Origin of the sequence: Larkinella sp. VNQ87, from assembly GCF_049445795.1 — a bacterium.
In the GTDB taxonomy this organism is placed as follows: Bacteria; Bacteroidota; Bacteroidia; order Cytophagales; family Spirosomataceae; genus Larkinella.
In genome coordinates this window covers 190881-212792 of sequence record NZ_JBMSDT010000001.1, presented here as the reverse complement: position 1 = coordinate 212792, position 21912 = coordinate 190881, and the positions used below count along the sequence as shown (strand labels likewise).

The following is a 21912-nucleotide window of genomic DNA, read 5'->3' as shown; positions in this document are numbered from 1 at the left end:
TAGGTTCTCTGATAATCAGCTATTTGTTGAACAGATCAATAATTGTGCAAATATCAATCAACAATACCGCCGGATAAATATTCTGAAAAATTAAATTTTGCAGGGCCGCTTTGCTGAACGTACTACTTTTACCTTCGTGCTTTACTTTGGTACGGTTTTCAGCTATATCTGCAATTCTCACGGCCTATGTTTCGTCCGGTTTTTCTGCTTCTTGTCAGTCTGTGCTGCGCGCAGGCCCAGCAACCCCTGCACATCATTGACCTGAAAACGCCCCAGGATCTGCACCGTTTTTTTCGCTGGACGGGTAAGGACATTCCGATCGTCAGCGGCCACCGGGGCGGCATGGTAAGCGGTTTTCCGGAAAACTCGCTGGCCACGTTCGAGAACACCCTGAAATACACCCCGGCTTTTTTCGAGATCGACCCACGGCTGACGAAAGACAGTGTGATTGTGCTGATGCACGATGCCACGCTGGAGCGAACTACCACCGGAACCGGCAGGGTGTCGGAGCATACCTGGGAAGAACTGCAGAAGTTCCGCCTGAAAGATACCGAGGGGCAGGTAACCGACTACCGGATTCCGACGCTGGCGGAAGCCATCGAGTGGGCGCGCGGGAAAACCATCCTGAATCTGGATAAAAAAGATGTGCCTTTTCCGATGATTGCGGCCCTGCTCCGGAAACATCAGGCCGACGCGTTTGTGATGCTGACGGTCCATTCGGCGGCCGAAGCAGCCTATTATTACAAGGATAACCCAAACCGCCTGTTTTCGGCCCACATCAAAACCCCGCAGGTGATTGCGGAGTACGAAAAAGCCGGGATTCCGTGGGCACAGGTGATGGCGTACATCGGTCCGGACGTAAAACCGGAAAACCAGACAATGTATGAGTTGCTGCATGCCAAAGGGGTCATGTGCATGATTTCGGCGGCTCCGACCTACGATAAATTGACAACGCCCGAAGCACGCGCTGCCGCTTACCGGCGCGTGTTCGAAGATGGAGCCAGCATTTTGGAATCCGACCGGCCCATCGAGGTTGCCGACGCGATTCGGGGCATTCGGCCCGCCAGTAGTGTCAAAGCCGGTTTTTTCAAACTACAACGTGCATCAAACTAACCGCCAGCGGGGGCTATTCTCCTGGTTTATTGGCAGTTCAACCGGTAATAGTAGCACTTCACCGCCTAGATAGTTGAAGTGTAGGCCATTTCTTCTCAGTTTTAGGTAACGGATTCGGATCAAGCAATTTAAACAGGACATTCCGGGTCAAAAACCGTAAACAACAAAGACAATGGCTTATTCAAACAAAACCCTCCACAACCAGCGAACCGGGCAAACCATCCGGTTTATTCAAACCAGCCAGGACACGGGCGGGGCGCTGCTCGAAATGGAATCGACGTATGCCGCCCACAGCCGCGAGCCGGTTCCGCATTACCACCCCCAGCAGACGGAAGAGTTTCGGGTCATGGCGGGCGAACTGACGGTTCGGCTGAACGGCGGGCAACCCCTGAAATTACAGAAAGGCGATACACTGCACATTGCTCAGCAGGAGGTTCATGCCATGTGGAATGCCTCCGACCGACCGGCGGTGGTCAACTGGCAGGTTCGGCCCGCGCTGGATACGGAGCATTTTTTTGAAACCACAACCGGATTAGCGAACGATGGCAAGACGAACGAGCACGGGATGCCGCCCCTGTTGCAGACGGTGTTGCTGGCCCGTCACTTCTCCGGCGTGTTCCGACTGGCCAGGCCGAGCCGGGTGGTGCAGCAAATCGTTTTTTCGCTACTCAGTCCGGTTGCCTACCTGTTCGGCTACCGGCCGGTTTACCGAAAGTATCTCGACTGAGGGGGGAGGGCAGAGGGTGTAGGGAAAGGGTAGAGGGGAAAAGGATCTTGACGGTTTTTTGAAATTCGTCGGTGTAGGGCCGTGTCGGGTAGATTGATGTTGTTTCCTTGCTTATTTTAGCGGGAACATTGGTCGTCAGATCTTTGGGCCGTTAGCGCTTATCCGTCAGATGGAAAAAAGTGAACTCTTGAACAAACTGCCTGCGGTCTTTACCGAACCGGCGCTCCGGGAGGAAATGCTCACCCACGGCAAATTCATGACCGTCAACAAAGACGACACCCTGGTGCGGGAAGGGCAGTACCTTGATTTTTTACCCATTGTCATCAAAGGCGAAATCCGGGTTTTTCAGCAGAAAGAAGACCGCGAAATTCTGCTGTACTACGTCCGCGAGGGCCAGACGTGTATGATGTCGCTGTCGGCTGCGTATTTCAGCAATACCAGTACGTCGTACGGTGTGGCGACGAAGCCATCGGAGGTGTTTGTGTTTCCGACCCGGCTTGTCAACGACTGGCAGTTGAAATACCCTTCCTGGAATGCGTTTCTGATCCAGACGTTCCGCAGCCGTTACGACGAACTGTTGGGTTCCTTTGAAAGTGTGGCCTTTGACCCAATCGACAAACGGGCGCTTGCCTACCTGAAAAACCGGGCGCAGAAAGAAAATTCGTCCCGAATCGAAATTTCCCACCAGGAACTGGCCTATGAACTCGGCACTACGCGGGTCGTGATTTCCCGCATTCTGAAAGAGTTTGAGCAGCGGGGGCAGGTCGCTCTGTTCCGGGGCGTTATTCAGCTAAAATAAAGTTGACCTTGTGTATCTTTTGATACCGTTTTTTCGGGGAATCGTGTGCTAGTTTTGAGCAGATAAACGCACAAATAGGATGAAAATACTGGTTTTGGCTTTGACGGCATTTCTTGTGTCACTGACAAGCAGTTACGCCCAGTCGAATGCCGCTCCTTCACCCGAAAAAAAGATGAAATTCCTCATTCATGTCACGCAAAGTGACGACGCGACCCGGGCCGCCCTGGCTTTTCTGGTGGCCAAAACCGCCCTCGAAGAAGGGCATACCGTCTCGTTGTTTCTGGCCGGAGATGCCGTTAATTTGCTGAAAGACCAGGTGCTGAACGAGCTGACGGGGCTGGGTACCGGCAAGTTGCGCGAACACTACGATGCCATCGTAAAAGCCAACGGGCGGTTTTACCTCTCCGGCAATTCGGCCAAAGCCCGTGGCATCTTGCAGGCGGATCTGAACGGAAAACCGGCCGAGTTTGCCCTGCCGACGGTGTTGGTCCGGCTGGCGACCGAAAGTGACAAACTATTTACGTACTAAACCGTTTTAACTCGCAAAAACCATGAAAACCGTCCATTGCCGCGAACTTGGCTTTGATTGCAGCGGGGTGGTGAAGGCCGCCACGGAAGAAGAAGTGCTGCAACAGGTAGCCGCCCACGCCCAGACCGTCCACGGCCTAACCGTGACCCCCGAACTGGCCGAACAGGTGAAAGCCTTGATTAAAGAAGAGGCATAGGGGTAAGGGCATGGGGCATGGGGCAGAGGGTGGCTGATGCGTTTCATCCTGGCGGAGCTACCCTCTGCCCTTACCCCTCTGCCCCCTGCCCCGCGCCCCCTGCTACAACCCCGCAATGCGCCAGCCGTCGCGGTAAATGCGGCTGAGGTAGCGTTCGGCTTCGGGATGGTTCGGAATTTTCATTCGGGCGGCATCCCACTCCAGCAGTTGCCCCGGCACCCGAATCGCTACCGTCCCGAGCAGGATAGCTTCGGTCATTGGACCCGACTGCGCAAAGTGTGACTCGGTTTTGGGGCCTCCCAGGCAGGCGTCCACGAAATGATGATAATGGTTGCGGTCCTCCAATTCCGGAAGTTTGTAGTCTTTAAATTGGTCGTCGGGCAGTAACACCGGCATCTTGCCGTGCGGGATGAGCAGCGCGCCTTTCGTGCCGATTAGCATGGCCGATTCAGCCGGGTAATCCGACACGGAATACAAGGCCCGAATTTCTTCTGGCGGATACATTTCTCCATCGAACCACTCGACCGTCAGGGTGCGGCCCGACGTCATTTTATTGCCCGGAAATGTCCAGGTGATGTGGTCGCCCTGCGGCCAGGTGTCGGCCCGGCGTTCGGGCGAATCTTCCCAGGATTTCTGCACCTCGGCAATGACGGTTTTGGGAGCCTTCAAGCCCAGCCCCTTCCAGACGGCATCGAAAATATGACAGCCGATGTCGCCCGACCAGCCCGTGCCGAAATCCTGCCAGGCCCGCCATTTGGTGGGGTGGTAGATATCCGGAGAAAAGGGGCGCATGGGTGCCGTGCCGATCCACAAATCCCAGTTCAGCGTGGCGGGTGGTTCCTGGCCTTCAGCCGGGCGTGGGCCCGGCAATCGGTAGGTGGCAATGGCTCCCGGCCGGTTTGAACACAGGTAGGCGTGTTTGATTTTGCCAATAGTTCCTTCTTTTAGCCACTGAACTGCTGTCCGGTCGCCTTTTCCGGAAGCGATCTGCGTGCCAAGCTGGGTGATCACCCCTGCCTTGACGGCAGCTTCGGTTAGCACCCGAACTTCGACCACGTCGTGGCACATCGGTTTCTGGCAATAGACGTGCTTGCCCGCCCGGATGGCCTGAATTGCGATGGCAAAGTGATTATGATCCGGCACGGTTACGTTGACCGAATCGATTTTGTCACCTTCTTTTTCGAGCAGTTCCCGCCAGTCGGTGTAGGTACGGGCCTGCGGAAAAGCCTCGGCGGCTCGCTGAAGCCGGTTGGCGTCCACGTCGCACAACGCCACGATGTTGACCTTCGGATGTTTGGCAAAATTTTGCAGGTCACCCCAGCCCATGCCGCCCACGCCGATGCAGGCATGGTTGAGCCGGTCGTTCGGGCCCAGTTTGCGTTTGGAGGCTTTGAGCGCCAGCGGGGGAGCCAGGGCCGTGACTGCAGCCGCCAGCAGGAACTTCCGGCGGGAGAGGAAGTAAAGTTCTTCGTTCATGTTGATCAGGATGGGGTTTGGATACGCGGTATGGTACGCAACAACATGGGACTGTACTGTAGACGCTGTCAATCGGTATTCTTCCCGAATCTATAAAATATAATTTTTATCTTGCAGCTATTGTAAAAAATAAAGAACGACGACTGTCGCTTCTAATCGAGCTGATGAAGGACAATCGAAGCGTTTCACTGCGTCAATAACGCAGCCGATGGTTTGAGATCAGAGGCAAATCCGTGCTTCCATTCGACAAATCGCCGAAAGCTTTTATCTTTATCGGACTTTCCGTCTTCAATGCCTAAACCCGTTTCTCATGATTCGATCTGCCCGCTTATTTACGGTATTCTTTGCGTTTGCCTTACTGCTTGGTTGCTGCCTGCTCAACCCGGTTTCCGCCCAGGTCGGCGTCGGGACCAAACCCGCCAAAGGGGCCGAAGTGTTGTTCGACGGCTCCCGCCAGATGCTGGATGCCAAGTGGACGTATTGGGAAGGCCCCCGGCTGGCCGCCAGTCCGCCGATCAAATGGACGATTGTACCCGATCCGGCGGGGAAAGGGACGGTTTTGAACAGCAACGATCCGACGGCTGCGGGCGGCAAATACGGCTCGGCTGACATCGTGACCAAGCAGGCATTCCGGGATTTTCGGTTGCACATCGAGTTTTTCATCAGCAAACCGGGTGGCAACAGCGGGGTGTATCTGCAAAATCGCTACGAAATCCAGGTACTCGACGGCGACACGACCTCGCACGGTATGGCCGCCGTGATCAACGAAACGCCTTCGCCCTATTTTGCCTACAACGGCGTCGGCAAGTGGAATTCATACGACATCGTGTTCCGGGCGGCCCGGTTCAAAGACGGCAAGCGTGTTGAAAAAGCGATGCTGACGATGTATTTCAACGGCAAAAAAGTACACACCAACCAGCCGATCAACCAGGTGTGGGGCGGCCCGAATTCCGGTATCGACGGCGGGAACGACGGGGGCAAAGGCATCACCGACACGCCGGGCGGCTTAAAACTGCAAGCCGAAGGCCACGACGTGCTCTATCGCAATATCTGGATCCAAGAACTGGATTTGAAGGAAGCCCAAACGGATTTTTAAGCCCCGGGACCCGCCAACCCCAACTCATAATGAATGAGTTAATAATGAATGAATTAAGAATGTACGAAGGGCTCACCTGCTGGTTGGCACTATCCAGATTAAGCCCCTCCGGGGCTAGCCGCCAGCCATAGTATGAATCCTTCGTACACGCCTAATTCATAACTCATAATTCTTAACTCTTCACTCTCAACTCCTCAATCAGGCTTTCGATCACGAACCGGATGGAACTGAAGGAGTTGGTCAGGGCCAGGGCGGTTTTTTTGGTGTCCATCCATTCGATGCGCTCAATGTCTTCCTCGGTTTGGGGCACCATGTTGGCGTCGTCGAGGCAGGTCATCTGGTACCACTTCGTTCGTTTCAGAATACGGTTTCCGTTGAGCGTATACGTGTGCCAGGTCGTGCAGATCCGGTCGCCGAGCGAAGCAACCACCCCGGTTTCTTCCTGAACCTCCCGCAGAGCCGCCACGCGGGAGGATTCACCCTCATCGAGTTTCCCTTTCGGTAAATCCCACTTACCCCGGCGGAAAATCAACAATAGCTTATCGTCTTTCATCACCACGCCCCCGGCCGCTTTAATTATCTTGTAGAGGCTTTTGAACTTCTCTTCAAGGGCTTTCTTATCGACGGCGACCAGCGTCACGGAGTTGAGTTCACTGGCGTCGTAGTTGTTGAGGAGATTGACCAGTTTTTCAACCGTGACGGGTGTTGCATTCAGCACCAGCAAATGGCCCTTCAGGGCTGTTATTTTCAGTCCTTCCAGCCGGGCGTCGACAATCCGGTCGTATTCCACACGACTGGCCAATGTTTCGTCCTGCAATTTAGCGGCCTGTTTCGAACCCTTAATATGAATGGGCCGGTCGTCGATAAAAATGGTCATGAGGTCAATGAACAAATGGAAAAATAAGTCCGTCGAAACGTGATTAGCTGGATGCTGCTCGAATTACAAAACAAATTTAGATAAACCATTCATCTTTGAAGAGAATCGAAATCCACTATTTTTGCAAAACGCCAACTTTTCCCCGCGTGGAACTCGCAATAATACTTTTTTTAGTCATTTTGAACGGTGTTTTCTCGCTTTCGGAGATTGCGCTGGTATCCTCCCGAAAAGCCCGCCTGGAAACCGACGCCCGCAATGGCGATCGCAGGGCCGAGGAAGCCCTCAAACTGGCTGAATCGCCCAACCGCTTTCTGGCCACCGTTCAGATCGGTATTACGTTGATTGGTATCCTGACCGGTATTTTCAGTGGTGACAGCCTGACCGACCAGATATCTTCGTTTGTTTCGCAGTTTGCCCTGCTGGCACCCTACGCCAACAGCATCGCCGTGACGCTGACCGTCGTGCTGATCACGTACCTGTCGCTGGTGCTGGGCGAACTGGTTCCGAAGCGGATCGGTTTGTCGAATCCGGAAGGCATCGCCAAATTCATGGTTCGGCCCATGAACCTGCTCTCCCGACTGACGGCTCCGTTTATCAGCCTGCTGGCGTTTTCGAGCGACCTGATTATTAAGATTCTGAATATCAAGCCCAATACGAGTGCCGTGACAGAAGAGGAAATCAAGAGTTTGATTCAGGAAGGTACCTCGGGTGGAGTGATCGAAGAGATTGAGCAGGAGATCGTTCAGAATGTTTTTCAGTTGGGCGACCGCCGAATTACGTCGCTGATGACCAACCGCCAGGAAATTGTGTACCTGGATCTGGAAGCGACCGTGGAGGAAAACCGCCAGTCGATCATTGAACACCGGCATTCGCATTACCCGCTTTGCCGGGGCGGAGTCGATGAAATGATCGGCCTGATCAACAGCAAGGATTTTCTGGGCAAAGACCTGGACGATCAACTGACCCGGCTCGAAGACATCAAGCGTGATTTGCTGTACATACCGGAAAACAATATGGCCTATCAGGTGCTGGAGCGGTTTCGGGAAAAAAGGCAATACGTCGGCATCATTGTCGATGAATACGGCGGGGTGCTGGGCATGGTGACGCTGAACGATATTGTGGACGCATTGGTGGGGGATATATCAGACACCAACGAATTTGAATATGAAATTGTCGACCGTGGCGATGACAGTTACCTCATCGATGCCCAGATTCCGTTTGACGATTTTCTGGATCATTTCGACATTGTGCTCCAGAACCGTCGCGAACTGACCGGTTTCGATACCCTGGGCGGTTTTGCCCTGCACATCATCAAAGACATTCCGAAAACCGGCGAAACCTTTACCTGGCAGGACTATCAGTTCGAAATAGTCGACATGGACAAAAGCCGCATCGACAAGATCATGGTCACCAAACGACCGGAAGAGTAATTTTTTCAATTATGAGTTATGAATGATGAATTAAAGCGTCAGCTCATTCATCATTCATAACTCATCATTCAATTTCTACATGCTTGCACAACAGGTTGCCCGATTGCTACTGGAAGTCAAGGCCGTTCGGTTGCGGCCGGAAGAACCGTTTACGTGGAGTTCGGGCTGGAAATCACCCATTTACTGTGACAACCGGATTACCCTCTCGTACCCAGAAGCCCGGACCACGATCCGCAACGGACTGGCCGAAGCCATCCAGCAGGCTTTTGACGGCGTCGATGCCATTGCGGGCGTTGCCACGGCCGGTATTGCCCAGGGGGCGCTGGTAGCCGATGCCCTGAATCTGCCCTTTCTGTATGTGCGGCCCGAACCGAAAAAACACGGCATGGGCAATCAGATCGAAGGACGACTGGAAGCCGGACAGCGCGTGGTCGTGATCGAAGACCTGATTTCAACGGGGGGAAGTTCGCTGAAAGTGGTCGATGTGCTGCGTCAGGCCGGGGCCGAGGTGCTGGGCATGGCCGCCATTTTTACCTACGGTTTTCCGGTAGCTGCGCAAAATTTCGCCGACAAAGCCGTACAACTCGTCTGCCTGAGCAATTACGAAACGTTGGTCGAAGAAGCCCGTAATCTGAACTACATTCCTGAAGAAGCCCTTAGTTCACTGGCCGCCTGGCGTCAGAAGCCGTCGGAATGGAACCAATAGCCTGAAAGCCGATGAAGCGGCTCGTTACTCTGGGGCTGGGCTGGTTGATGACGGGCGCGGTCGTAGGCCAAACACCCCAACCCGTTTCGTCCGGTAGGGCCGAACTCGAATTGGGTGGAATGGCTTCCGGCTCCGGTCAGCTTCCGTTCTGGCTTCGCACCAACCAATACGGTTTTGTTCCTTTGCAGGGGTCGGTGGGTACGCTGCAGGGCGGTTTTCAACGCAAATACCGGACAAATACGGACACCACTAACCGGCATCGTTCGCGTTTCGACTGGGGCGCGGGTGTTTACGCCGTTGCCAACGTTGGCAGGAGCAGCCAGTGGTTGTTGCCGGAAGCCTATGCCAAGGTTCGGTACGGCCGGGTGGAATTGTGGGCGGGTCGTCGGCGCGAACTATACGGCATTGGCGACAGCACGTTGACCTCCGGTTTTGTGGTCTGGTCGGGCAATTCGCTGCCGATTCCGAAGGTTCAGTTGCACACGCCGGAGTTTATTTCGGTCGGTTTTTTGAAACACATCCTGGCGTTTCGGGCCGGATATGCCCACGGTTGGTTCAATCCGCCGTATATCAAAGGCGCTTTTCTGCATCAGAAATACCTGTACGGCCGGTTCGGAAAACCGCATTGGCGGTTTAAATTTTACGCCGGGATCAACCATCAGGTGCAATGGGGCGGCCGAGCCGACTACCTGAAAGACAGCCCGTTTGCGGTCGATGGCAAATTGCCCTCTTCGCTTCAGGACTATCTGAGTTTGATTGTAGGGCGGTACCCGAAAGACCTCGTCAACAACCAGCAAACGACATTCGATGGTGAAAACCGGGTCGGAAATCACATCGGCTCCATCGACTACGGGTTGGAATGGACCACCTCGCAACTGACCACGCTGCTTTATTACCAGCATCTGTACGAAGACGCCAGCGGACTCATTTACCTCAACTTTCCGGATGGGTTATGGGGGCTGCGGTTCCGCAACCGGATGCCTCGTGCCAACGCCCGCTTTCAATGGCAAGGCGCGGTGTTGGAGTGGCTGTCGACCACCAACCAGAGCGGGCCGGTGTTTGATCAAACCGCTCAGTATCAGGGGGGCGACAATTACTTTAACCACGGGCAATACCGCGAAGGATGGTCGTATTTCGGTCGCACGATCGGGACGCCTTTCCTGGCTCCCCGTGCCGATTATTCAGCCGCCGTTCGGGCGTATGAGGGGGGCGGATTTTTTCCCAACAACCGGGTAAATGCCTGGTATCTCGGTCTGGATGCCGACTGGTATCGCATCCGGCTGAACGCCCGGATTTCCTACAGCCGGAATTTCGGCACCTTCAACGAACCCTATTCTCCGCGTTTCGAGCAGGTCTCCACCCTGCTATCCGCACAATGGCCCCTTCCCAAACTTTCCAATACGGTTCTTTCGGCCCGTTTCGCACTGGACCGGGGCGGATTGTATCCGCAGCAAACCGGCGGTTTTCTCTCGATTAAAAGAACCTGGTAGGCACAATACCCCTGTTAGCTGATTGTTATTTTTTTTCTTCTTACTGTAAGGTAAGTGTCTGTTTACCATCTTGTTGAATTGGAGGTAGAAAACCATATTCTAAGATTTCTTATAGCGCTGAAATCTAAATACCGTCATTTATTCGTAAGGCTGTCAGTATCCTGTCTATCTATTCACCATTCCAAAATCATTTGAAACATGAATACGATTGCAAGAAGCCGATTCGGTCTGACAGCCAGCCTGGGAGCCATTGCGTTAATGGCCGGTCTGAATGCCTGTAATCCACAGGAAAATCCGCTAAAACCCGACACCGCCCGGCATAACAGCGCCCGGGTAAGCGCATCGGACGTCCAGTTTTTTGCCCTAACCGATGATAACCGGCTTAACAAAAAGAGTGTAGGCAATCCGATGTCCAATTTGTCGGACACGCCGATCACCGGTTTGCAGGAGGGGGAAAAGCTGTTAGCCATTGATTTCCGGCCCGCAACCGGGCAATTGTACGGGCTTGGCAGCACCAGCCGCCTGTATGTCATCGATCAGGAAACCGGGGTGGCACGGGCCATCGGCATGGGGTCATTTTCGCCGGCGTTGAGTGGCGATGCCGTCGGTTTCGACTTTAATCCGACGGTCGATCTGATCCGGGTGGTGACGAATACCGGACAGAACCTGCGTCTGAATCCGAATACGGGAGCGTTGCAGCCCGGCGGAGAAGACGGCATGATCAACGGCGGCATGAGTCCGATGATCTCGGCAGTAGCTTATACCAATAGCCGGGGCGTATCGAGCAGCACTACGCTTTACGACATCGATCCGGCCAGCGACCGCCTGTATATTCAGAACCCGCCCAACAACGGAACGCTGGTGAACGTCGGTCCCCTGGGAATCGACATCAGCGGCACCGCCGGTTTCGACATTTCCTCGGACAATAGCCAGGCGCTGGTGGCCTACTGGGCCGGTGGCAAATCCGAGTTGGGGCGAATCAACCTGATGACCGGAGCGTTGCAAAAAATCGGCGACCTCGGTGCTAAAACCTACATTGGTCTGGCCATTCCGACCGACCCCGTGGCCTACGCCGTCAGTGGGAACAATCTGCTGATTTTCAATCCCTGGGAACTTAACCCTACATTGCGCACCATTACGGGCCTGCAACCGGGTGAAACCATTCGCGGCATCGACATGCGGCCGGCAACGGGCCAGTTGTATGCGCTGGGTTCATCGAGCCGGATTTATACCATCTCGTATCCGGCCGGAACCACCAATGCGCAGGTCAATCTGGTCGGTTCGGGAGCCTTTACCCCGGCGTTGACGGGTAGCGACTACGGTTTTGACTTCAACCCCGTTGCCGACCGCATCCGGGTCATCAGCAATACCGGTCAGAATTTACGCATCAATCCGACCACTGCAGAGGTAGCCGTCGATGGAAGTCTGAATTTTGGGGCAATGGCCGTCGATAAACCAGTTGTTCGCGCTTCGGCTTACACCAACAACTTCGCGGGCGCAACCTCCACGGTCTTGTACAACATCGACGACCTGAACGACAAACTGTATCGGCAGATTCCCCCCAACGACGGAACGCAGGCAGGCGGCAGTCCGCTGGGCATCAATGTAGCCGCCACGAGTGGTTTCGATATCGGTGGCCGGAGCAACAAGGCCTACGCCTTGCTGACTTCGGGCGGCACTACGAAACTGTATAACATCGACCTCAACAACGGGATGCTGACCGACCTGGGGACCTTCCCGACCACCGTGCGCGGTTTCGCCCTCGGACTCGGGTTTTAACCCGTCCCCGTACCCACGGACTTTAGTCCGTGTGAGCGAGTCTAACCCTTAAGTTCATACTAACTAATGGCTCATAAAAGCTCACACGGACTAAAGTCCGTGGGTACGGGTTAATTCAGTTGGTATTTCTTGCCCGGTAAGGACCGGATAATGCCTTTAAATTCCAGATTGAGCAGCAGCGAAGCCAGTTTTCCCAGCGGGATCTGGCTTCGCCAGCTTAGCTCATCCAGGTGCCAGTCGGCCTGTTGCCGGAAAATGGCCAGAATCTGGCTTTCTTCCTCCGTAAAATCCGGCAATGCCAGCGTTTTGTCGACCGACGGTGTTTTTTTTCCGGATTGATCCCAATTCAATGCTTCGATGAGGTCCTCCGGGCGGGTGTAAATCTGGGCTTTGTTTTCCCGGATCAGTTTGTTACACCCCTGCGAAAACTGCTGGTTGAGGTGGCCGGGTACGGCAAACACGTCCCGGTGGTAATTGTTCGCGTATTCGGCCGTGATCAGGGCACCCCCCTTCGCGGCTGCCTCCACCACCACCAGGGCGTCGCTCATGCCCGCAATGATGCGGTTTCGGGCCGGAAACAGGCGCGCATCCGGTTTGACCCCCGGCCGGTTTTCGGTCAGCAAACCGCCCAGCAGGAGCATTTCCTGGGCGGTTTTTTTGTGGACATACGGATAAATGATATCAATACCGCTGGCCATCACCCCGACGGTTGGTAACCCATTGGCCAGGCTGGCCCGGTGTGCTATAATATCAATACCGTAAGCCAATCCGCTCAAAATCAGGGGTGTGTAGGGCGTTAAGGCCTGAATGATTTCCTCCGTTGTCCGTCGCCCGTAGTCCGTGGCTTGCCGCGTGCCGACCAGGGCTACAATTCGCTGACTGTTCAAATCGGCCTGGCCCTGCCAGTAGAGCATGGCGGGGGCGTCGTAGAGAGCCTTCAAACGGGCCGGGTAGCGTTTATCGGTGTAAAATAATTGCTGGATGTGGAGTTTTTCACAACGCTGCTGCACCCGTTCGGCCTCTCTCAGCACCTCCGGGTTGAGAATGGATCGCGCCGTTACGGCTCCAATTCCCGGTATTTTAACAAGTTTGGCGAGCGGGGAGCGAAAAATTTCGGAGGCTGAGCCGCAATAACTCATGAGCTGCCGAATTAGAATGTCGCCCACACCCGGGACCGACGTTAAGGCCGATTGGTAAAATAATTCCGATGAATCCACGTGGCAAGAAGCTGTTTTTCTGAAGACGTTGTGTAGGGGGTGGAGTAACGGTGGCTGTCAAAATAAAAAATATTATTTTTGGGAAATAACCTTCCGGTATGGTCATTCACCCTTTCTTATTATGGCGGTTTTTTCCACTGCTGCTGACCGTTCTGTTGCTCACTGGCTGTAAAAAAAGCGAAACCGGCGACTCCAGTTCCGACCCAATGAAAACGGAGGTCATTCTGAAAACCCATTCCGTGACACCCGCGCTGGTGCAGACTTTGCCCGGTTTTGAATCCCTGGAAATCCTGCCTTTGATGAGCAGTGACGACAAACTGGCGCAGTCGCCCAGTTTTGTGCTGGGAGCCCAGCCCGACGGAGCGGCTTTGCTGAAAGATCCGGCTGGTGAGGGATTTGTTCTGATCACGAACCACGAAATTATCCGATCCATTTCCCAGATTTACCTCGACAAAACGTTCAAACCGGTTCGGGGCGAATACCTGGTCGATGCGGAGGGCGGACTCTGGAAACTGTGTTCCGGAACGCTGGCAACCCCCGCTGAGCACGGTTTTGGCCCGGTTTTTCTAACGGCCGGGGAAGGCGATCCGGAGGGCCGGGTTCATGCCATCGACCCGCTCGGAGCCGCCGACAAAAAGAACGGCAACCGAACGCTGCCTGCCCTGGGCAAAGGCTCGTTTGAGAATGCGCTGCCGTTGCCGAAGGCGTCGTATCCTGGCAAAACCGTGATCGTGCTGACGGAAGACGAAAACAACGGACAGCTCACCTTGTACGTGTCGAACACCGTGGGTGATTTGCAAAACGGAAAGCTCTTTACCCTGCGCCGGACTAATCAGAATCCGATTGAGAAGGAGATGCGGCCCGGCCAAACGTACGAGGTTGAATTTGCCGAAATTGAAGGGGCCAAAACCGCCACTGGAGCCCAGATTGCGGCCCGACAGCAGGAGCAAAACGCCATCCAGTTTGCCCGCGTCGAAGATGTCGATTACCGCAAAGGCAATGCCGCCAACGGCCGGGACGTGTACTTTGCCGTGACGGGTTCCTTTGCTCCGGACCGGGTACAGTGGGGGAGGGTGTACCGACTCGAACTCGATGCGGCCAATCCGCTGAAAGGCAAACTTACAGTGGTTGCTGATGGCTCGGCCGACCCCGGTAACAATCTCGTGAATCCGGATAATATTTGTGTGACGCAAAATTTCGTCTACATCCAGGAAGATGGAGATGCGCCGGTGGCACCGCCCAAACACGACGGTCGGGTCTGGCAATATGCGATCGAAACGGGCCAACTTAAACCCATGCTGGAGATGAACCACCGCCGAAACGATGCTGATTTTCAGCGGAAATACAACGTGATCGGGCATCAGGGACGCAGCACCTGGGAGTTCGGCGCGATGCTCGACATCTCGGACGTGACCGGGTTGCCGAATACGTTTTTGCTCAACCTGCAACCCCATACCTGGCGCGACACCCGGTTTGTGAATGCCGACGGCAGTGCGTTGACCAAAGACGTCAATATTTACGATCCGGCGATTGGTAACATGGGGGAAGGCGGGCAAATCGTTGTGGTGCGCGGTGTTCCAAAATAAGTTACATAGAATCGCGGGCGGTTTACCATTTTTCGGAGCCACACTGCTTTTTGTCCTGTTGCTGGCGCAGTGGGATCAACCCTCCGAAAACCGGTCGGTGGTTCCTCGGGTGAAAGCGCAGTTTGCCCTTGATCTGGCCGAGTTGGACGCGCTGGTGCAGACCCGGTTTTTGCCCCTGGCCGAGCGAAGTATCTCCTCCGACTCTCTTCAGGCGGTTTTTCGACGGTGTCGGATGGCTTATAAAAAGCTGGAGATCTTCACGGAGTATTATTTCCCGGCCACGACGCGGCTGGTCAACGGGCCGCCCCTGCCCGAGATTGAAGCTCAGGAAGGCAAGCTGTTCGAACCGGGCGGTTTGCAGGTCATCGAAGAGATGCTGTACCCACGCTTTGATCCCGGCCAGCGCACCGCGCTCATTCGGGAAGTTCGTAAACTACGACGAGAACTGCTGCGCTACGACGATCTTTGGCGGGATACGGAACTGACGGATGCGCATGTATTTGATGCTGTCCGGATGCAGGTCTTTCGCATCATTTCGCTCGGTATCAGCGGATTCGATACGCCAAGCTGTCAAACCGCTGTGCCGGAAGCGGCCCAAGCCATGCAAAGTCTTCGAGCTTACCTGCGTTTTTACAAAAACCGTTTCGGGACGGTTTTTGTACGAGTTGACGATTTAGTACGACAGGCCGAGCAGTACCTAAACCATCATCCGGACTTCGATACTTTTAACCGGGCCTTTTTCATCAAAAACCTAACAAATCCACTATCGGTCGAATTGCTGGCTTTTCAACGGGAGTTGGGCATCGCACCGTTTTCCGACTTGCGGGCCTTTCGGGCCGATGCCCCGACTCCTTTCGAAGCCGGAGCCTTTAACCCGGATTTTTATGCCCCTACGGCCCAGATGCGTTCCAATCCGGCGAAGGTCTTGCTGGGGAAAAAATTGTTTTTCGATCCGATTCTGTCCCAAAACGATTCGGTTGCGAGCGGGCAGCGTTCGTGCGCCAGTTGCCACCAGCCCACGAAGGGCTTCACCGACGGTTTACCCAAAAACGCGACGCTGAGCGGTCGGGGGACGCTGTTACGCAATACACCCACACTCGTGAATGCCGCCTTGCAGAGTGGATTATTTTACGATTTGCGCGCGGATAATCTTGAAAACCAGGCATCGGATGTAATCCAGAACCAGGAAGAAATGCATGGCTCGCTCGAAAAGGCAGTACTTACCCTGCGGCAAAACCGGCTGTATCAGTCGCTCTTCCGCAAAGCGTTTCCCGATTTCAACGACACCCTTAAACCCATTCACATCCAGAATGCCCTCGCGGCCTTTGAGCGATCGCTCATCAAACTCGACAGCCGGTTTGACCGGTATATGCGGGGCGAAACCGGTCCATCCGGCAAACCGCTTCTTTCTGCCGAAGAAATTGCCGGTTTTAATCTGTTCATGGGCAAGGCCCGCTGCGGGACCTGCCACTTTCTGCCGCTCTTCAACGGGACCGTGCCACCGTTTTTTTCGGAAACAGAGTCGGAGGTAATCGGAGTGCCCATTCGTCCCGGTCTGGAGCGGATCGATCCGGATCAGGGGCGATACGGACGTTTTGCCCTTGAGCCTTTACGACATGCTTTTAAGACTCCAACTGTGCGACATGCGGTCCAGACAGCCCCGTATATGCACAACGGGGCGTTCCGGACGCTGGAAGAAGTAATTGATTTTTACGACAATGGGGGTGGTAAAGGTCTCGGCATTACGGTTGGAAATCAAACATTATCAGACGTTCGGCTACGCTTGAGTCGAAACGAGAAAAGCGCCATAATTGCATTTATCAAAAGCCTTTAGTCTGATTTATACCAGCCAGACAGGTAAAAAAGAACGGCTGTGTAGAAGGGTTATACCTATTGAAAAATGTTCAAGCATTAATAAATTACTTATAGTACATTAATTTCTTCATGTTTTTACCTTCTTCAATTTCAGTGTTAGACCTGCTAGGATTATTTGGTTAATAGTTTGATTTTTAAGTAATTATCTATTTTGATGTGGTGATTCGTCCGAAGCCAGCAAAAATAATTTCATATTTCTTAGAGATGGACTGATTATAAATTACTGAATAATCTGACTTGCTTCAAACATATCGATCCAGCGGGAAGTTCATTGTTGACAATACCGCTAATATTGCCGTATCAACTAGCTTACATGTCGGAACAGTTTGTCTCTCAAACCGCTTATTTCACAGGGAGATAACGTTAATCGATCTCACTCTTCGATTAAATCCGATGTTGAGCCCACCGTAACTTGGCTTAGCCCACGATCTCATCCGGGATCCAACCGTAACAAAATCACTTCTTAAAAATTTCGAATGAATCGGTGAAAACCGGTTTTCTGTTCCCGGCAGCTTGCTGTCGGCAGGAACCTTTTTTGCCCCAACGTTCGGTTCGGAATGAATTCTCATTTTTCCTGTTGCACAATGACACCCCAAAAAACTAGTGTTAAACGCTCTGCCCGCTATTGGTGCGCTTATGTTCTGCTTGTCCTGTTAAGCGGTTTTCTCGCCCTGGGAAGTGCTTACATGGCTTATGAGGTCACCCAGGAAAACTCCGTAACCGTGGGGTTTGCAGGTATTGGGTTCTACGTCCTTTTTTACCTGGGTAGTTCATCCTTTCTCCAAAAAATCAAATGATAAAACGCCTACTATTTTTCTTCTGTCCTTTTCTGGCTCAGGCCCAAATCGAAGTTAAACCCGTTCAGCTTTTCACGGAAGTAGGCGGTTTTTATGGCACATCAACCCAAACCCCTTTCTGGTTGCGTTCCAATCAGTTCGGTGTTGTCCCGACCAGTCTGCCCTATGCCACGCTTCGTGCCGGAGTTCGGAGAGACGTTCGGTATTATTCGACGGCAGACACGCTCCCCGCGAAACGTAGAAACTTTTTTGGCGTAGGCTACGGCCTTGATGTGATCGGGAATGTGGCTTCGGGCGGCCAAACCGCCCTGCTGGTGCCCGAAGCGTACGTCAACATGCGGGTGGGGGCACTGGAACTGGTTGGAGGTCGTCGGCGCGAGGTCGTTGGTCTGGTCGATTCAACCCTGAGTTCGGGCTCGTATAGCTGGTCCGGTAATGCCTTGCCGATGCCTAAAATCCAGGTCGGATTGTCCGAATACACGTCATTTCCGTTCAAAAACGGGCTGCTTGCTTTTCGGGGGTTTCTGGCGCACGGCTGGTTCGATAACCGCAGTATTGTCCGGAATGCGTATTTGCACCAGAAAGCGCTCTATGCGCGCCTGGGGAAACCCAACTGGCGCATCAAACTATACGCCGGTTTCAATCACCAGGTCGAGTGGGGCGGCACCACCCGGGATCTGACGGAAGGCCTGGTGAAAAACGGTCGCCTGCCCGCCAGCGCAGAAGCCTTTTACTACATGATGATCGGGAAAAGTCTCGGCGCCCAGACGGCCGGGGTGGATACTACCTACTACAGCCGGTTCGACCGGGAAAACCGCATCGGGAATCACCTGGGAACTATTGATCTGGGGTTCGAATACAGCACGAAGAGAATTTCGATTCTGCTCTACCGCCAAAGCATTTTTGAAGATGGTTCCCTTTTTTACGGTACCAACCTCGAAGACGGCCTGAACGGGATTCGGTTTCGGAACCTGAACCCGGCTTCGTCGGGCTTCCGGATTACCGGCGCGGTCGCCGAATTTCTGTACACAAAAGGGCAGGGCGGAAGCCAGTTTCTGGACGCCGATTTGTTACGGGGACGTGATAACTACTTCAACCACAGCCAATACCGTAACGGATGGTCGTATCAGGGAAACGGCATCGGAACGCCTTTCATTACCCCCATGACCGACTCCCGGCCGGATCTGCCGCGGTATGGCTTCTTTGTCAATAACCGGGTTCGGGCCTATCATGCCGGGCTGCACGGCGGTTTTGGTCGGCAGGCTACGTTTCTGGTCAAGGTTTCGTATAGCCAGAATTACGGCACGTATGAAATGCCGTTTGCGCAAACCGTCGAGCAATTTTCTTCGTTGCTGCAACTAGGTATTCCGCTCAATCAGAGTGGATTGCTGGCAACGGTTTCGGCCGCTGCTGATCAGGGCGGGCTATTTCCGAACAGCAACGCCATCTACGCCGGAATCCGCAAAACCTGGGATTATTACAAATACCGGGTCGGGCGGGCACGGTGAACCTGAGTGAAAAAAACAACCGCCATCTCGATTTGCGTCAGGACCGAACCGATTGGTTCAAGACAATTTGTACGGCAGAAACTCGTCGATATTTTTCGAATACCGGTGCAACTCCCGGATGATGCTCGAACTGATGGGCGCCAGGTGGGGCGAGGTGATCAGAAAAACGGTTTCGACATCTTCGTAGACGTACCGATTGACTTGGGAGATGCTGTTTTCGTACTCAAAATCAGTCGTGTTGCGTAATCCGCGTAGTAAAAAACGAGCTCCTAGCCCACGGGCAACGTTGGCGGTCAGGTCGTCATATGTCACCACCCGGACGCTGGGATGACCGGCAAAGGTTTTCTCGATCAGTCCCGCCATTTGTTCGAGCGGAAAATACCGTTGTTTGTTCGCGTTGCGTCCGATGCCAATGATAATCTCGTCAAATAAGTTGAGGCCCCGCAAGACCACATCTTCGTGTCCCTTCGTGAAAGGATCGAAGGAGCCGGGGAAAAGCGCAATTCGTTTCATACAGGTTCAGAAAGGTACGGTTCGACGGTTCGACAGTTCGACGGTTCGGGCTCAGTCGATGAAGGTGTTGCCGTATAAACTGAAATACCGGTGTTCGGGTACGTCGTCGAAAGCGGCTGTCAACTGCAAGCCTGCGGGAGTTTGACCGAACGACAGATTGGGTAGAAATTGCTCTAAGGAGGTATAAATTTCGGCAAAGGGGGTTATTTCGCCGTATAAAACAACCTGTAAAGCTTTGGGTTCGGTTTGTAACTCGTTGACGACGTAGAGAATATAATAGACCAGATCGGTGGCATTTTTGAACGCAAATCGGTTGCAGAACATAAACTGTCCGCCCTTCCGGAAGACAATCGTAACCGAGTCGCCTTCAAAATTCAACGATAACTTCTGGTCCGAATTCAGCACCGAGTCGGTCATGGAGGTTGCCTGAATCAGGGCGCTCGACTGATGAACCAGGGTAATTTGCTGAAGGGGGTAGGTTGCTGCCAGCCAGTCGGTCAGGGCATTGTCAACGCTGAAAACCGCCTGAAACTCTTCGTTTCGGTGCGTATAAGCCAGGGCGTGTTCCGACGCCGACAACGGATTCCCGCGCATCAGTTGCAGGTATTGGGCGGCATATTCTTTCCGGAAAAGCGCCGAAGGAATTAGTGTGAACGACGACGAATTGACCGAGACATGGATCATTTTCCAGTACGATGATTGCAATACGGGATGGTTCTGGTAAATCGTCCGCAACGACGGAATCAACGGATTTTCGGTCAACAACGTCGGAAATGTATAATCTTCCAGCCAGATGCAACGGCGCTCGGCGGGTTCGACCACGCAAAACCGGAAACGTTCTTTGCTCATTTCCAGGCAGAGTTGGAACGAGTCGGTCGTGGAAGGATCGAAGGACTCTTCCCGAAGGGCGACAGTTGGGGTCACAGCAGCTACAGTCTCGGTATGCACAAACAGTAAAATAGATAAAATGCCAGTGGGTTGCGCCGGGGAGTCCCCGTTCCTACGGCTAAAAGTACAAAAATACCGGACAGACCGTCACTATGGGTGCAAATATCCTCTTAATTGGAATAAATCCTCCATCGAATCACAGCGCTGAAAAAGGCTGTGTACCTCCTCGGCGGGCAGACGTTTAATAGCCTGAAAGGTCAACAGTTGTAGATCCGCAAGCAGTTGATTAGCAGTGTCTAACTCCGGATCGGTTCCCAGTTGCAGGTCTCCGCCCACGATCCGGGCTTCAAAAAACAGTTCAAGAGCGTGCAGCGGTTTGTTCAGGTATTCGCTCACAAACCGGAGTTCACCGACCTCAATCACCAAACCGGTTTCTTCCCGAAACTCCCGAATGAGCGCTTGCCCGGCGGTTTCGCCATACTCCAAACCGCCCCCCGGCGGTGCCCAGAACGTGCCGGCCGGCCCCAACCCCCGGTGTCGAACCATCAGCAATTGATCCCCAACCCGACACAACCCGCAAACCCGCACCCGCAGCCGGTTGCCAAACAAATCCATAAGGAGTTAAGAGTTAAGAATGAAGAGTTAAGAGTTGGCTCCGCCTTTTCCCTAGAAGTGGCGAAGCTAACTCTTAACTCTTCATTCTTAACTCTTAACTCTTAATAAGGGTTTCCGGAGATGTAGCTTTCGAGGGAGTCGATGCGGGCTTTCTGGTCGCGGATGATGGCCGACACGACGTCGTTGATGGAGATAATGCCGGTCAGTTCGCCGTTGTCGACAACGGGCAGATGGCGAATGTGTTTGTCGGACATGATGATCATGGCATCTTCCAGGCGCTGATCGCTGCTGATGGTGATGAGGTTGGCCGTCATCACCTCTTTGATCAAGGTGTCTTTGGAAGCCCGACCTTTTAGAATCCCTTTACGGGCATAATCGCGTTCGGAGAAAATGCCGGAAAGCTGGCCGTCGTCGATCACCAGCACGGCACCGATGTTTTTACTGGCCATCGCTTCCAGAGCTTCGTAAACCGTTGAATCGGAGGTGACGGAATAGATGGTGTTGATGGTTTTGCCTTGCAGAATCTGACGAATTTTCATGGGCTGGAGAGGTTTTGGTAGTTGGGTTGGGATCAAAGTAGAAAAACCGTATGACAAAAGCAATCAAAAATTGTATTTCATGGCTTTGGTTGGCCTAATTTCTTCGAATAATTTAATTATTTGATCAAGATTAGGCATAAATAATTGCCTTGTTTT

General features: G+C 53.5%; 20 protein-coding genes. 13 read left to right on the top strand and 7 right to left on the bottom strand.

From position 1 onward, the window contains the following. Window positions 1-186: 186 nt before the first annotated feature. From ACO2Q8_RS00940 to ACO2Q8_RS00920, 5 genes are all read left to right on the top strand, one after another. Window positions 187-1113, top strand: coding sequence for a glycerophosphodiester phosphodiesterase family protein (locus tag ACO2Q8_RS00940; RefSeq protein WP_423342893.1), 927 nt, complete (start codon window positions 187-189; stop codon window positions 1111-1113). 172 nt (window positions 1114-1285) lie between these two features. Continuing rightward, window positions 1286-1840, top strand: a complete 555-nt coding sequence (locus ACO2Q8_RS00935) for a cupin domain-containing protein (protein ID WP_423342892.1) — start codon at window positions 1286-1288, stop codon at window positions 1838-1840. A 169-nt stretch (window positions 1841-2009) separates the two neighbouring features. Beyond that, window positions 2010-2639 (top strand): Crp/Fnr family transcriptional regulator, encoded by a 630-nt coding sequence (locus ACO2Q8_RS00930; RefSeq protein ID WP_423342891.1) that lies wholly within the window; start codon window positions 2010-2012, stop codon window positions 2637-2639. Window positions 2640-2718: 79 nt separating this feature from the next. Then, window positions 2719-3168 (top strand): DsrE family protein, encoded by a 450-nt coding sequence (locus ACO2Q8_RS00925; RefSeq protein WP_423342890.1) that lies wholly within the window; start codon window positions 2719-2721, stop codon window positions 3166-3168. A 22-nt stretch (window positions 3169-3190) separates the two neighbouring features. Beyond that, entirely contained in the window at window positions 3191-3364 is a 174-nt protein-coding gene (locus ACO2Q8_RS00920; RefSeq protein ID WP_423342889.1) for a DUF1059 domain-containing protein, read from the top strand. Window positions 3365-3466: 102 nt separating this feature from the next. Here the strand turns inward: ACO2Q8_RS00920 and ACO2Q8_RS00915 are convergent, their stop codons facing one another. Next, window positions 3467-4840: a Gfo/Idh/MocA family protein gene (locus ACO2Q8_RS00915; protein WP_423342888.1), complete on the bottom strand. Its 1374-nt coding sequence runs from the start codon at window positions 4838-4840 to the stop codon at window positions 3467-3469. A gap of 310 nt (window positions 4841-5150) precedes the next feature. On the opposite strand from ACO2Q8_RS00915, the gene ACO2Q8_RS00910 reads away from it, so the two are divergent. Then, a complete protein-coding gene (locus ACO2Q8_RS00910) occupies window positions 5151-5936 on the top strand; it encodes a 3-keto-disaccharide hydrolase (protein WP_423342887.1) in 786 nt (261 codons plus the stop codon). Between the two features lie 172 nt (window positions 5937-6108). On the opposite strand, the gene ACO2Q8_RS00905 is transcribed toward ACO2Q8_RS00910, so the two are convergent. Next, window positions 6109-6813, bottom strand: a complete 705-nt coding sequence (locus ACO2Q8_RS00905; RefSeq protein ID WP_423342886.1) for an NUDIX hydrolase — start codon at window positions 6811-6813, stop codon at window positions 6109-6111. Window positions 6814-6959: 146 nt separating this feature from the next. Here ACO2Q8_RS00905 and ACO2Q8_RS00900 point away from each other — a divergent pair, with 146 nt between their 5' ends. From ACO2Q8_RS00900 to ACO2Q8_RS00885, 4 genes are all read left to right on the top strand, one after another. After that, window positions 6960-8243: a hemolysin family protein gene (locus tag ACO2Q8_RS00900; protein ID WP_423342885.1), complete on the top strand. Its 1284-nt coding sequence runs from the start codon at window positions 6960-6962 to the stop codon at window positions 8241-8243. 79 nt (window positions 8244-8322) lie between these two features. After that, window positions 8323-8949 (top strand): orotate phosphoribosyltransferase, encoded by a 627-nt coding sequence (gene pyrE / locus ACO2Q8_RS00895; RefSeq protein ID WP_423342884.1) that lies wholly within the window; start codon window positions 8323-8325, stop codon window positions 8947-8949. 11 nt (window positions 8950-8960) lie between these two features. Next, entirely contained in the window at window positions 8961-10439 is a 1479-nt protein-coding gene (locus ACO2Q8_RS00890) for a capsule assembly Wzi family protein (protein ID WP_423342883.1), read from the top strand. A gap of 198 nt (window positions 10440-10637) precedes the next feature. Further along, entirely contained in the window at window positions 10638-12218 is a 1581-nt protein-coding gene (locus ACO2Q8_RS00885; protein WP_423342882.1) for a DUF4394 domain-containing protein, read from the top strand. A gap of 110 nt (window positions 12219-12328) precedes the next feature. Here the strand turns inward: ACO2Q8_RS00885 and dprA are convergent, their stop codons facing one another. Beyond that, window positions 12329-13435: a DNA-processing protein DprA gene (gene dprA / locus ACO2Q8_RS00880; RefSeq protein ID WP_423342881.1), complete on the bottom strand. Its 1107-nt coding sequence runs from the start codon at window positions 13433-13435 to the stop codon at window positions 12329-12331. A gap of 98 nt (window positions 13436-13533) precedes the next feature. Between dprA and ACO2Q8_RS00875 the strand changes: the two genes are divergently transcribed. The 3 genes from ACO2Q8_RS00875 to ACO2Q8_RS00865 all read left to right on the top strand — a co-directional run bounded on the left by ACO2Q8_RS00875 (window position 13534) and on the right by ACO2Q8_RS00865 (window position 19201). Further along, window positions 13534-15021 carry a hypothetical protein gene (locus ACO2Q8_RS00875; RefSeq protein WP_423342880.1) on the top strand — a complete coding sequence of 496 codons (1488 nt, stop codon included), beginning with the start codon at window positions 13534-13536 and terminating at the stop codon, window positions 15019-15021. Continuing rightward, on the top strand, window positions 15008-16855 hold the full coding sequence (locus ACO2Q8_RS00870; protein ID WP_423342879.1) for a cytochrome-c peroxidase: 1848 nt from the start codon (window positions 15008-15010) through the stop codon (window positions 16853-16855). Before ACO2Q8_RS00875 ends, ACO2Q8_RS00870 begins: the two co-directional genes overlap by 14 nt. 834 nt (window positions 16856-17689) lie before the next feature. After that, window positions 17690-19201, top strand: coding sequence for a capsule assembly Wzi family protein (locus tag ACO2Q8_RS00865; RefSeq protein ID WP_423342878.1), 1512 nt, complete (start codon window positions 17690-17692; stop codon window positions 19199-19201). A 57-nt stretch (window positions 19202-19258) separates the two neighbouring features. Here ACO2Q8_RS00865 and coaD read toward each other — a convergent pair whose 3' ends face one another. From coaD to ACO2Q8_RS00845, 4 genes are all read right to left on the bottom strand, one after another. Beyond that, window positions 19259-19714 (bottom strand): pantetheine-phosphate adenylyltransferase, encoded by a 456-nt coding sequence (gene coaD, locus ACO2Q8_RS00860; protein WP_423342877.1) that lies wholly within the window; start codon window positions 19712-19714, stop codon window positions 19259-19261. Window positions 19715-19765: 51 nt separating this feature from the next. Next, on the bottom strand, window positions 19766-20638 hold the full coding sequence (locus tag ACO2Q8_RS00855; protein ID WP_423342876.1) for a DUF3822 family protein: 873 nt from the start codon (window positions 20636-20638) through the stop codon (window positions 19766-19768). A gap of 114 nt (window positions 20639-20752) precedes the next feature. After that, entirely contained in the window at window positions 20753-21217 is a 465-nt protein-coding gene (locus ACO2Q8_RS00850) for an NUDIX domain-containing protein (RefSeq protein ID WP_423342875.1), read from the bottom strand. Between the two features lie 101 nt (window positions 21218-21318). Beyond that, a complete protein-coding gene (locus tag ACO2Q8_RS00845; protein ID WP_423342874.1) occupies window positions 21319-21756 on the bottom strand; it encodes a CBS domain-containing protein in 438 nt (145 codons plus the stop codon). Window positions 21757-21912 lie beyond the last annotated feature (156 nt).